The 12,301-nt window shown below is 63.4% G+C and carries 9 protein-coding genes and 1 tRNA gene; 2 read left to right on the forward strand and 8 right to left on the reverse strand.

The window, feature by feature from the left end; all coding sequences use genetic code 11:
- Nucleotides 1–9: 9 nt before the first annotated feature.
- Nucleotides 10–2,577: a cation-translocating P-type ATPase gene (locus ACLGL5_RS06065; RefSeq protein WP_069090559.1), complete on the reverse strand. Its 2,568-nt coding sequence runs from the start codon at nt 2,575–2,577 to the stop codon at nt 10–12.
- A 60-nt stretch (nt 2,578–2,637) separates the two neighbouring features.
- Nucleotides 2,638–3,375 carry a universal stress protein gene (locus ACLGL5_RS06070; RefSeq protein ID WP_494372886.1) on the reverse strand — a complete coding sequence of 246 codons (738 nt, stop codon included), beginning with the start codon at nt 3,373–3,375 and terminating at the stop codon, nt 2,638–2,640.
- Between the two features lie 966 nt (nt 3,376–4,341).
- Here ACLGL5_RS06070 and ACLGL5_RS06075 point away from each other — a divergent pair.
- Nucleotides 4,342–4,442: transfer RNA gene (locus ACLGL5_RS06075), tRNA-Ser, on the forward strand.
- Between the two features lie 94 nt (nt 4,443–4,536).
- On the opposite strand, the gene ACLGL5_RS06080 is transcribed toward ACLGL5_RS06075, so the two are convergent.
- A complete protein-coding gene (locus tag ACLGL5_RS06080) occupies nt 4,537–4,674 on the reverse strand; it encodes a hypothetical protein (RefSeq protein WP_210184866.1) in 138 nt (45 codons plus the stop codon).
- Nucleotides 4,675–5,072: 398 nt separating this feature from the next.
- On the opposite strand from ACLGL5_RS06080, the gene ACLGL5_RS06085 reads away from it, so the two are divergent.
- The gene (locus ACLGL5_RS06085) at nt 5,073–6,314 is read left to right on the forward strand and encodes a M24 family metallopeptidase (protein ID WP_069090561.1); all 1,242 of its coding nucleotides are present in this window, start codon (nt 5,073–5,075) and stop codon (nt 6,312–6,314) included.
- A 74-nt stretch (nt 6,315–6,388) separates the two neighbouring features.
- Here ACLGL5_RS06085 and ACLGL5_RS06090 read toward each other — a convergent pair whose 3' ends face one another.
- The 5 genes from ACLGL5_RS06090 to ACLGL5_RS06110 all read right to left on the reverse strand — a co-directional run bounded on the left by ACLGL5_RS06090 (nt 6,389) and on the right by ACLGL5_RS06110 (nt 12,196).
- Nucleotides 6,389–7,828 carry an amidase gene (locus tag ACLGL5_RS06090; RefSeq protein WP_069090562.1) on the reverse strand — a complete coding sequence of 480 codons (1,440 nt, stop codon included), beginning with the start codon at nt 7,826–7,828 and terminating at the stop codon, nt 6,389–6,391.
- 188 nt (nt 7,829–8,016) lie between these two features.
- Entirely contained in the window at nt 8,017–9,105 is a 1,089-nt protein-coding gene (locus ACLGL5_RS06095) for a Gfo/Idh/MocA family protein (RefSeq protein WP_069090563.1), read from the reverse strand.
- A 184-nt stretch (nt 9,106–9,289) separates the two neighbouring features.
- The gene (locus ACLGL5_RS06100; protein WP_064981551.1) at nt 9,290–10,453 is read right to left on the reverse strand and encodes an ABC transporter substrate-binding protein; all 1,164 of its coding nucleotides are present in this window, start codon (nt 10,451–10,453) and stop codon (nt 9,290–9,292) included.
- Between the two features lie 70 nt (nt 10,454–10,523).
- Nucleotides 10,524–11,366 (reverse strand): ABC transporter permease, encoded by an 843-nt coding sequence (locus ACLGL5_RS06105; RefSeq protein WP_038650727.1) that lies wholly within the window; start codon nt 11,364–11,366, stop codon nt 10,524–10,526.
- On the reverse strand, nt 11,363–12,196 hold the full coding sequence (locus ACLGL5_RS06110) for an ABC transporter ATP-binding protein (RefSeq protein WP_019862146.1): 834 nt from the start codon (nt 12,194–12,196) through the stop codon (nt 11,363–11,365). Before ACLGL5_RS06110 ends, ACLGL5_RS06105 begins: the two co-directional genes overlap by 4 nt.
- Nucleotides 12,197–12,301: the final 105 nt, after the last annotated feature.

The raw sequence follows: 12,301 nt of genomic DNA on the forward strand, positions 1-12,301 counted from the left end.
ATTGAACGGCTAGGCCTTCAGTCGCTCCCGCCAGAATAGTTTCAGCAACTCCAGGCATGCCAGCACGGCAAATCCCGCGGCAATCGTCACCGCCAGATCGTCGAGATGCAGGGGTCCGAAGCGGAACAGACTGGCGGCAAAGGGCCACAGGAGCGTCCCGCCTAGCATCGAAGCGACAGCCACGACGACGATCATCAGCGACCGGTTCGGCCTGATGAGCGCGGTCAGAAGCGATGCGCTGAAGGAACGGTTGACGAAGATCAGTCCAACGATTGTCAGCACCAGCGAGAAAAACGTCAGGGCCCGGATTTCGTTCTCGGCCATGCCCTGGCCGAGGGCGACAAGGTAAATGCCCGCCAGAAGCACGAAGGCGAGCGTCCCCTGGAGCAGACCCCATCCGATCAACGCCCAGGAGAAGAGTGGCGAGTCCGGATTGCGAGGCGGACGGCGCATGACATCGTCTTCTTCGCTTTCAGCCTCGAAGACAAGCGAGCACACGGGATCGATCACCATCTCCAGAAAGGCGATATGGATCGGCCCGAACAGGATCGGCAGGCCAAACAGCAGCGGCAGCAGCGAGAGGCCCGCGATCGGCACGTGGACCGCGAAGATGAAGCCCATGGCCTTGCGCAGATTGTCGAAGATGCGGCGGCCAAGCCGAATTGCTTTGACGATTGAACCGAAATCGTCGTCGAGCAGCACGATGGACGATGCCTCGCGCGCAACGTCGGTACCGCGGCCACCCATGGCGATCCCGATATTGGCGGCCTTGAGCGACGGCGCGTCATTGACCCCGTCGCCGGTCATGGCGACGATTTCACCACTCGCCTTCAGCGCGTTGACGATGCGAAGCTTCTGCTCGGGCATGATGCGCGCGAACACGGTTGCGGTTTTCACACCCAGCGCCAGCTCGTCGTCACCGAGCGCTTGCATCTCACTGCCGGTCACGACACTTTCGACATCGAGGCCAGCCTGGCGCGCGATCATTTTGGCGGTTGCCGGGTAGTCGCCGGTGATCATCATCACCCTGATGCCGGCGGAACGGCAGTCGCTCACGGCTTCGGGAACACCCACGCGCAGCGGATCCATCAGGCCGACCAGCCCGAGAAATTCGAATTTGAAATCGTGTTGCGTCTGCGGCAAGTCGGTGCCGCGATGAGACCCGTGTGCCACGCCGAGCACACGCAGCCCCTCGGCCGCCATGGCCTCGACCGAGTTCTTCAGGGCCTTGAAGTCCCTTGCGTTCAGATGGCACAACGCCCCGATCGCCTCTGGCGCGCCTTTTGCCGCAACCAGCGAATTGCCATCGCCAAGTGTCGATTGCCAGACATTCGACATCGCCAGCAGTCCGGGTCGAAGCGGATATGCGTGGACCAGCTCCCAATCTGGGTTGCCCAGAATGTCGTACCTGGATAGCCGTTCCTTGCCGAGCTTGTGAAATGCGATCTCCATGGGGTCGAAAGGAATCTGGGCGCTGGCAAGCACGCCAGTCTCGACCAGATCGGCGAATGCCGCCGGCAGGTCGGTGCCGGACTTGTCCGCAATCCGAAACGACTTTCCATCTGCCGTCCGAAGTTCGGCGACCGTCATCCGGTTCTCGGTGAGCGTGCCTGTCTTGTCGGTGCAAAGGATCGTCGCCGAGCCAAGCGTCTCGATCGCGGCGGCCCTACGGGTCAGGACGCGCGCCTGTGATATGCGCCACGCACCCATGGCCATGAAGATCGTGAGCACGACGGGAAACTCTTCCGGCAGCATGGACATGCCGAGCGCGATGCCTGCGAGCACAGCGTCAACCCAGCCGCCTCGCAGAAGCCCGTAAAGCAGGACCGCGACGACGCTGACCGCACCCCCCACCATAGCGAAAATGCGTACGACGCGCCGCATTTGCGCCTGCAATCGCGGCGGTTCTGTCTCCATTGAACTCAGGGAGTGCCCTATCTTGCCGATTTCACTACGTCGCCCCGTCGCCAGGACTTCGCCCATGCCTGACCCGCGAACGATCAGCGAACCAGAGAATATGAAAGGCAGGTCGTCGCCGCCTGGCCGGCGTTCGCTCACCGGCGAGATGCCGCCGACAGCAACCTTTCGAACCGGCACGGATTCGCCGGTTAAGAGCGATTCGTCGCTCTGAAGGTCCTGGCTCTGGAGAAGCCTGGCATCGGCCGGCACGCGGTCACCCTCGCCCAGCACGACGAGATCCCCCCGAACAACCTCGCGACCGGCAATGCGCTTGCGTTCACCACCGCGAATGACCAGGGCGCGAGGGCTGGTGAGATCACGCAGCGCTTCCAGAACACGCTCGGTGCGTGTCTCCTGTATGATCGTTATGCCGATCGACATCGTGGCGAATGCCAGCAAGATCAGCGCTTCTTCCAGATTGCCCAGAATGAGATAGACAACGCCGCCGCCAAGCAGGAGCGCCAGCATCGGCTCACGAATGACCTCGAAGGCAATCCGCAGCGGCGTGCGCTGGTTTGACCTCGGCAGTTCGTTGTACCCTTCGGCGACAAGCCTGGCTTGCGCCTCGGCCTCTGAAAGGCCGGAAAACATATCGGCCGTCGGGGTTGGTTGGAACATCTCAACTGTCTCTGTCGGACTATAAGCCAATGTCATGGCCGCTTCTCACGAGACGCTATTTCAGTGCGACAGGAGGACGGGGAGCCGCAGATCCGCGAGAACACCCTCCGTTGCGCCCCCGAGTACAAAGTCCCTGACCCGCGAATGACCGTATCCACCCATGACCAGCAGCTTTCCGCCAATCTTGACGGCATGCTCCTGGAGAGCGGCACCGATCGAACGATCGCCAGCTCGGATCGAACTGCTCTCAACGGTCAGGTCACGCACACGCAGGCCCTCGGCAAGGCGTTCGCCAATGTCTTTTCCCGGAAGCGGCTTTTCGTCGGTCACACTGATGACGGTGATCCTGGCGGCGCGCTCCAGGAACGGCCGCGCGTCAGCGACCGCCCGTGCCGCCACGCGGCTTCCGTCCCACGCGATGACGACATGGTCGAGCACACCAACATCCGTAGCTTCGGGAAAAAGCAGCGTCGGCCGGCCTGCGCCGAAGAGTATAGCCTCGGCAGTCATGCGCGCTGTCGGATTGTCCGCGGCCAGGCCAACCAGTGACAGATCGAAATAGCGGCACTGTTCTGCGGCGACATCGCCCATCAGAGCCGGAGGCGCCGCTATCACATGGGTCGTGAGCGGCACCTTGTCTTGTGCCGCCTCCTTGGCAACCACCTCCAGCAAGATTTTGCCTCGCTTGCGGCTGGCCGCCTCGGCTTCTCTAATCTTGCTTGGAAGATCGAGTAGATAGCTCGAAAGCGCGTTCGAAACGTCCGGAATGTCGACATCGACAGCGATTGCATGAAGCACTGCCCCCACCTGCCTAGCAAGTGTCACGGCATTCGAACCGACCTTCACCGTATTCGCCTCGGGATATGTGACTAGCGGGAGACATGTCATGAGTTTCATAGGATTGCGCCTCCGTCCCGTCCGCGGCGAGATAGCCGCAAGCGTTTTTAGCCCAATGGATGGTCCGAGCTTTGATCCACCGCAAATGGTCGGATTGAGGTCCGATCATTGCCTTTCTGACCGCGCGTTCGACGAGTTTAGCCAAAGCGTCAAGCCGCGTTGCTGGCGATCGCAAACCTTAAAGCAACTGAATTTCAGATATCGCGCCGGCTTCCGATCAGATTTTCTCTTGTTTTGCCGGAGGGACCGGCTCTCTTGATAACGCCCGAGAATGGCTCGGTGTGGGAGCGACCGAACTTAGCAACGTTAACGAATGACTGCTTCCAGGAAGCCTCAATCCTCTCAGCAACGTCTGATATTGGGCGCGTTTCGGTCCGGCAGCTTTGGGCCGTGTATGGACGGCCCTCCGTTGGCAAGGGTTCTATTTGAGCGCTCTGCAGTTGCTGGTTGGTGCGGCCAGGTATCCGACCTGTAGGTGCGGCTCTTCATATGCCGCTGGCCACAGTGCCATTCGCGCGGCTCAGTCCCAATCGAAAGCTCGCACCCGAAGGTGCACGGCCCAATTGGGTGTTGGCGCATCGAATCCTGGAACGCGTGCCGGGCTTCGTCCTCGTCCATCTGGCTCCGGAGCCGGAAATATGTTTCCAAAAAGCGGCAATAAATTGCCGGATGGGGAGTACGAAGCGGCCTACGCTCGCGCGATTGGCGAGGGATTCCGCCTAATGCCAAAAGGAATGCTGTGGAAGATCCTCCAGCGTAGTGCACGTCGACCGAGGACTCGTTTTTGGCGCGGCGGGCAGGCCGAGTCCTGGTCTTAGATGTGCTGGTTAGTTTTACACCTGCACGGTATTCATTGAGTTATTTCGCGCGGGAATGAAGCGGTTTTGGAGCTAACCGCTTGATTTCATCGGAAAAGAGCGACCTTGCCAAGGTTGGGGTCGAGCGTTCGAATCGCTTCACCCGCTCCAGTTTCCTACCAGGGAATCAAGCATCGAAAAGCCGCAGTCCGCCGCGGCTTTTTCGTTTTTGGCGGTGGAATCTCGCCCGCCAAAGGGCCGGGCGTCACTTATGGGACTGCTGGAAGCCGGCAACGTCGTACTGAGATACGCTCTTCGGGTTCTTGGAGTTCTGCGGCTGGGTGCTGGAATCGATCAAGTAGGGATTGCGCCCGCCCGCTGTCTTGCGACGGCCGTAGGGCACGCCCCAATAATCCTAACGCGTGGCAGAGGCGGCCCATTGCCGAAGCTCGCGCCGCCCCTCATTGCCCTGCCGGGCATTTCTCCCCGCATAGTGACGGGGAGAAAGTAGCTGGCGGCGACCTCGCCGTCTTTCTTTCGACGCTTGTGGTTGGCGAAACCGTTGATGACAGCTCCCCTCTCCCCGTCACTATACGGGGAGAGGATGCCGGCAGGCCGGTGAGGGGCGGCGCCAAAGCCTGGAAAGAGATGGGTGGGTATCAAGTCCCACGGGTCTCCCTTGCAGTCGCCTGCAGCATCTGCCGGCCAACGCGCGATCTGTCGGCAGCCGGATCTCCCATCCGGCCCTTGATTGTCCGCGCCCGCAATGCTCCGTTGCCGCCAGGCTATCCGGAGAAACCCATGACAGGCTTTGTCGACCGCCAGCGCGCCGCGCAGTTGATGGAAGGCGCCGGCATCGGGGCGCTGGTGCTGTGCGCACCCGAGGCCTACCACTATGCGACCGGTGCGTGGATCGGCCCGGCGGGGCTGTTCCGCCGCGCCGGTGGCGGGTTCGTGATCATCCCGGCCGAACAAGATTTGCCGATCGGTGTTGTCGTCGCCGACTTCAACGCCCCGCAGCTGCGTCTCGCCGCTCCGGAAGCAATCGTGCGGTCGCACCCGATCTGGATCGAATCCGCGCCGGTCGAGACAGCGCACGAGTTGCCCCTGGCCGAGCGCATCGAGGCCGGGCTGACCTCGCTTGGCCGGGCGCCGGATTTCTCCCGTCCCGCCACTTTCGATCTCGCCGGCTCGGTGCGCCAGCTGCAGGCCTTGCTCAAGGAATTCGGACTAGAGCGCGCAATGCTCGGCATCGACCTCGACTTCGTCCCGGCCGCCGATTTCGCGGCCATCCAGGCGCTGCTGCCGCATTCCCCGATGGTCGACGGCTCGCCGGTGCTGGACAGGCTACGGGCCGTCAAATCACAGCGCGAGATCGATCTCCTTCAGCAAGGCATCTTTCTCTCGGAAGCCGGGCTGGAGCGCTTGCAGGTGGACGCGATGGCCGGCATGCGACAGGCCGATCTCGTCGCGCTCTACCGCAAGGGCGTCGCCGACGCGGCCGCCGGGCTGTCGCATCCGGTCGTAACGGCGGAATATGTGACGCTGGGCGTCCGCGCCAAGGGCGCCGACGCCAGGGCCGTGGCCGGCGATCCCCTGAAATGCGACATGGTCTGCACGGTCGGTGGCTACGCCTCCGACATGTCGCGCAATTTCACCTTCGGGCCGCCTTCCGCCGACCAGGCCGAGCTGCATGCCATCGCCGAGCGCGCCTTCGAGGACGGGCTGGCGGCGCTTGTCCCCGGAAACACGCTCGCTCATGTGCACCGCGTCGCCACCGAGAGCCTGGCGCGGCAAGGCCTGCGCAGCTTCCGCCGCGGCCATTTCGGCCACAGCGTCGGCCAATCGGTGTTTTCCGAGCAATGGCCGTTCATCGCGGCCGACAGCGATGTGGTGATCGAGGCCGGCATGGTGCTAGCCTTCGAAATCCCGCTCTACATAGACGGCCTCGCCAGCTTCAATCTCGAGGACCAGTTCCTGATCACGGCGGATGGGCCGAGGCCGATGAACCGGCTGCCGAGGCGGCTGGAGATGGTTGGGTAGGGTTGGTCGTTGTCGCCGTAGGGCGCGACCGCCGATGTTTGGTTGTTCGTCGCGCTCCGCCCCTGCCGTGCCGGCTAACTAACACTCACAGCTGGCCGCCGATCCCTCCACGGCATCCCCTGCTCCAGCTGCGCCGATGCCGCCAGCACGGTCGCCTCGTCGCCATAGCGGCCGACCAGCTGCACGCCGATCGGCACGCCGCCTTTCGACCAGCCGAGCGGCAGCGAGATCGCCGGCTGGCCTGAAATGTTGAAGGGGAAGGCAAACACCGCGTCCGTCCATTTGGCGTTGTAGCGGTCGATGTCCGTCTCCGACATGTCGTAATAGCCGAGTGGGCGGGGCAGCTGCGTCAGCGTCGGCGTGACGACGAGGTCGTAGGCGTCGAGATCGCCGACAATGTCGCGGCCGATCTGCCTGAGCTGCTCGACATCGGAGATGTGCCTGACACCGCTGGTCGCGCGGCCGCGCGCGATGATCGCCCAGGTCACCGCTTCGACGTCGGCTGGCGTCACCGGCCGCCCGATCACCGTTTCAAGATAGTTGAAGGTCGCCGCCGTCTGCACGCAGGTCATGTTGGTGTAGGTCGCCCAGGCGCCGTTGGCGTCGAGCGGCATGTCGTGCTGCTCGACGTGATGCCCCAGCCGTTCGAGCGCCGCCACGGTCGCCAGCACCGCTGCCTTCACCTCCGGATCGATGGCCGTGCCGTTGGGCGGCGTGACGGTGAAGCCGATGCGCAACCTTTTTGGCGCCCGCGCCGACAGGCTGAGCCAGGAGGCATCGGGAACCGGCGGCGTGTAGGGATCGCCCGGCAGCGCGCCGGCCACCGCATCGAGATAGGCCGCCGTGTCGCGCACGCTGCGCGAGCAGCAGAGAAAATAGGCGCCGCCATACCAATAGTCGCCGAACGGCGCGAGGCTGACGCGGCCGCGCGACGGTTTCAGGCCGACGATGCCGCAGCATGAGGCCGGAATGCGGATGGAACCGGCGCCGTCGCTGGCTTCGGCGATCGGCACCATGCGCGAAGCGACGGCCGCCGCCGCCCCGCCGCTCGAGCCGCCGGGCGTGATGCCTTCCTTCCACGGGTTCTTCGTGACGCCGTAGAGTTTCGGCTCGGTGGTGATCGACCAGCCGTTCTCCGGCGCGTTCGACTTGCCGACCAGCACCAGTCCCGCCGCTTTCATGCGGCGGACGACTTCTGTGTCGGAATCGGCGACGACATCCCTGAGGTAGAAGCAGGAATTGGTGTTCGGCGCGCCGGTCCAGGACGAAGCCAGCTCCTTGAGCAGGAACGGCACGCCGGCGAAGGGTGCCGATCTGTCGACCGTCTGCGCCTGCGCCCGCGCCATGTCGTAGAGGCGATGGATCACCGCGTTCAGCGCCGGATTGAGCCGCTCGACCAGCGTGATCGCCGCCTCGACCAGTTCGGCCGGCGAAACCTGGCCGCCGCGCACCAGCCCGACCAGATCGAGCGCATCGGAGTCCGCATAGGTTTTCAAAAGACTGTCGGTGACCATGCCTCTCTCCCAAATTTGCATGCCTCGACACCGCGCTTAAGAATGCGCGAGCTGTCGCTATCGGCTAATTGCAAATGTAAGCGCTGCCCCTCATCCGCCTGCCGGCATCTTCTCCCCGTATGGTGACGGGGAGAAGGATGAAACTGCTGCGCTGCCGGTGCCGCCTCCAGCGCCAGCAACCGGTTGCGTCAGGCCAGCTCGACCGTCCGTCCCAGCGCAATGCTCTGTTCGGCGGCGAGCACGATGCGCAGGCTGTTGACCGCCGCGTCCATCTGCTCGGTCAGATCGAGGTCCTCGCGGATGGCGCGCAGGAAGAAGGCCTGCTCGCGGTCGCACAGCTCCTGGTGGCCGGGCTCGTCCTCCATGCTGACGATCTCGTCGGGCTTGGAAAAGTTCTTGTCGCCGTCGACCTGGGCATAGTGGATCTTCAGCGCATCGGTCTTGGTGTGACGGTCGATATCGGCCGAGTTCGACACTTCGGCGTCCGAGGCAGTGCTGGCGGCCTGGCCGGCGACGATCGACACCGCGCCCTTCGGACCGACCACGTCCTTCACGAAATAGGCCGTCTCGCTTATCATCGGCCCCCAACCGGCCTCGTACCAGCCGACCGAGCCGTCATCGAAGGTGACGTGCAGATGGCCGTAATTCTGCTTGTCGGCCTCCGCCCACAATTTGGCGCCGATGCCGTGCACACGCACCGGCTTGGCGCCGGTCAGCTGGCACATGACGTCGACATAGTGCACGCCGCAATCGACGATCGGGATTAGCGAATCGATCAGGTTCTTGTGCCAGTGCCAGGCGCTGCCGCTGCTCTGCTGGTTGAGGTTGAGGCGCATCACCAGCGGCTTGCCCAGCGTCTTGCCGACCTCGATGAACTTGATCCAGGAGGGGTGGACGCGCAGGATGTAGCCGAGCACCAGCTTGCGGTTCTTGGCGCGCGCCGCCGCCACGACCTTCTCGGCGTCCTCGATGTTGGTGGCGAGCGGCTTTTCCATGAACACATGGCAATTGGCCGCGATCGCCTTCAGCGCATATTCGGCATGGGTGTTCGGCCAGCTGTTGATCGAGACGGCGTCCGGCTTCGTCTCCTTCAGCGCCAGGTCGAAATCCTCGTAGAGCGGATAGCCGGCTAATTCGGCCGGTATCTTGGTGTTGCTCTTGATCGAGCGGCTCATGATGCCGACGATCTGAAAACCCTCGGAGCGGTGATAGGCGCTGGCGTGCGACGCACCCATATTGCCGAGACCCACCACCAGCACTTTTACTCTGTCGGCCAAGTCAGCCTCCCGGTTCTTGATTGAATCGCACACGGCGATCGATCGCCGTTCGCATGTCCATTGGGACAATCACCTCAGGTCTGCGCCGCCGCTCGTTGCCCGGCCCCTTCCTCTCCCCCGTCGATCGAGGGAGAGGAAACGAGCCAAGACAGGGCAAGGAACGGCATGACCTCTTTTTTGCACCCTATTTAACCGCCGAATCGAACAGATGCGCCTTGATCTTCTCGACATCGAGCGCGGCAAAGCCTTCCGACAATTTGACGCCGTCGGCATCGGCCTTGACCTTGGCCTTGTCGAAATCGTTGGCGGCCGGGATGAGGTCGTTGGTGCAGACATCCTCGGCCTTCACCGGATTGGTGATCTGGCCGATCTTGTGGATCTCGTCGAAGAAGCCCTGCCAGCTCGCCATGTCGTGCGAGCCCCAGCCGCCGCGCTTGTCCATGTCGCCGCGGAAGACGTTGATCTGCTGCAGGATCGAGGTGGTGCCGAGCTCCGGTCCGAGATTCTTGGCCAGCGTCGGGAACTGCTCGAACACCGCTTCGACCGCCGCGCGCGGATTCTGGTAGCCGAATTCGAGGCCCATCGCCCAGCCGCGCAGGTACTTTTCCAGGAACGCCTTCTTGTCGGGGTCCTCGAGGTCGGCGCTGCGCACGACAAAGGTGTTGGCCGGCAGCTTGGAGTTCTTCACGCCGAGCCAGTATTCGAAGTCGAGGCCCTTGGCGATCCATTCGGCGCGCAGCCCTTCCCACGACAGGGCTGCATCGCCCTGGCCGCCGGCCAGCGCGGTACCCCAGGTCGGCCAGCCGGCCTCGACATACTTTACTTTCTTGATGTCGACGCCTTGCGCGGCGAGCAGCGGATCGGTGATCGACTGCCAGGCGGCGGAGCCGAGCAGGATGGTCTTGCCTTCGAGCTTCTTCAGGTCGTTCGATCCCTCGCCCTTGCGGAAGGCGATGCTGAACGTATCGCGCGCGCCCATGTGGAACACCGATTTCAGCTTCATGCCGTTCTGGATGGCGAAGGAGAACACGCCGGGCGAGGGGAAGCCCATATCGGCCTGGCCGACATCGACGAATTTCACCGTCGCCGTGCCGTCCGAGGGCCCCGGCTGCATGTCGGTGTCGAGCCCGTCGAAATAGCCGGCTTTCTTGGCTGCCCAGTAGGGATAGTCGTCGAGCACTTCGAGCGTGCCGCGCGGCGAGATCCAGGTGAACTTGCCATACGCCTCGGCCCTTGCCTTGAAACCGGTGGCGCCGAGTGCGGTTGCCGTCACCAGGCCGGCGCCGGTGACCTGCAGGAAATAGCGGCGGCTGATGCCTGGCTGGTTCATCGAATTGTCTTTGGTCATGGCATTCCCCTTTTTGTTTGACGTCGGTCTGCCGCCCGCCTCCCGGGCGTCTTGCTTCAAATCCTTGTCTTCAAGCCTCCCAGCTCGCCCATTTCTTGCCGATGAGGAAGAACAGCACGTAGATCAGGATGCCGAGCGTCGACAGGATCAGCACCACGGCGAAGAACTGCGGCATCTGGATCATCGACGAATAGGTGGTCAGCCGGTTGCCGAGTCCGAAGCCGCCGCCGACCATCTCGGCGCCGACGGCGGTGAGCAGGCCGAAAATGGCGCCGATCATCAGCCCGACCAGGATCATCGGCAGCGCCATCGGCGCGCGGATCTTCCAGAAGATCTGCAAGGTGCTGGCGCCGTAGGAGCGGGCGAGCGCGATCTTGGCGCTGTCGACGCGGCGAAAGCCGGTGGCGGCGTTGATCATCACCATCGGCCCGGCGGCCAGCGCCACCGCGATGATGCGCGGCGTGTAGCCGAAGCCGAAGCGCAGGATGAGCAGCGGCACCAGCGCCAGCATCGGCGTGGTGACCAGCAGCAATATGTAGGGCGCGACGATCTTTTCGGCGAAGGGGAACTGGGTGATGACGGCGGCCAGCACCAGCCCGACGACGGCGCCGATGGCAAAGCCGGAGACCAGCTCGACCAGCGTGTAGCCGAGATGCGGCGCGATCAGCGGGAACTCGTCGAACAGCGCATAGGCGATCGAGCTCGGCGGCGGCATGATGTAGAGCGGCACATGGAACAGCCGCAGCGCGAGTTCGATGCCGCCGATGATGACCACGGCAACGGCGATGATGGCCGCCACCTCCTTGCCCGACTTGATGCCGGGGCCGCTGGCGAAGGCCGACAGATTGGTCAGGCTGACCTCCTGGCCATCGCCTGATTTGGATTTGGAGAATTCCGGGATGGCGTCGCTCACGGCCTGATCCTCACGATCTCGGCGCTGGCGCGCTCCTGTTCCGGCGCCTTCGGCCTGGCGCGCTCGCCGACAATGTCCATCTTGATCCGGTTGGTGAGGTCGAAGACTTCCTTGGTCGCCATGATCTCCAGCGAGCGCGGCCGAGCGAACGGCACGCGATACTCCTTGGCGACCTTGCCCGGCCGGGCGCTCAGCACCACCACGCGGTCCGACAGAAAGATCGCTTCCTCGATGCTGTGGGTGATGAAGACGATGGTCGTCTTGGTGTCGAGCCAGATTTCCTCGACCAGCCGGTTCATCTCTTCGCGGGTGAAACTGTCGAGTGCGCCGAACGGCTCGTCCATCAACAGCACCGAGGGCTTCAGCGCCAGCGCCCGCACGATCGCCGCGCGCTGCTGCATGCCGCCCGAAAGCTCGCGCGGGAACTTGCCGCCGAAACCGTCGAGGCCGACGCGGTTGAGCAGATGCGCGATCCAGGCGCGGTCCGGTTTTTCGCCCTTGATCTCGAAGGGAAAGCGGATGTTGGCATCGAGATTGCGCCAGGGCAGGAGGTTGGCTTCTTGGAAGACGATGCCGATATCGGGATGCGGGCCGGCGATCTTGACGCCGTCGAGCCGGATCTCGCCGCTGGTCAGGCCGTGCAGGCCCGACATCGACCACAAGAGCGTGGTCTTGCCGCAGCCGGACGGGCCGACGATCGAGACGATTTCATTGGCCCTGACATCGAGGCTGCAGCGGTCCAGCGCCAGGAGGTCGCCTGACGCCGTGTGATAGATCTTGGTCGCTGCCTGCACGCCAAGCTTCGGCGTTGTTGTCTCGCCCGCGTTCATCCGCCCCTCGGAGATTGCGTGATGATCCAGTAGGTCATCGCCTGCTAAAATCAGTCTGTAACTATCCTACTTTGCTGTCAAGCGCTCGCGGTGGTAACCGTATCA

Source organism: Mesorhizobium sp. U510, assembly GCF_059180695.1.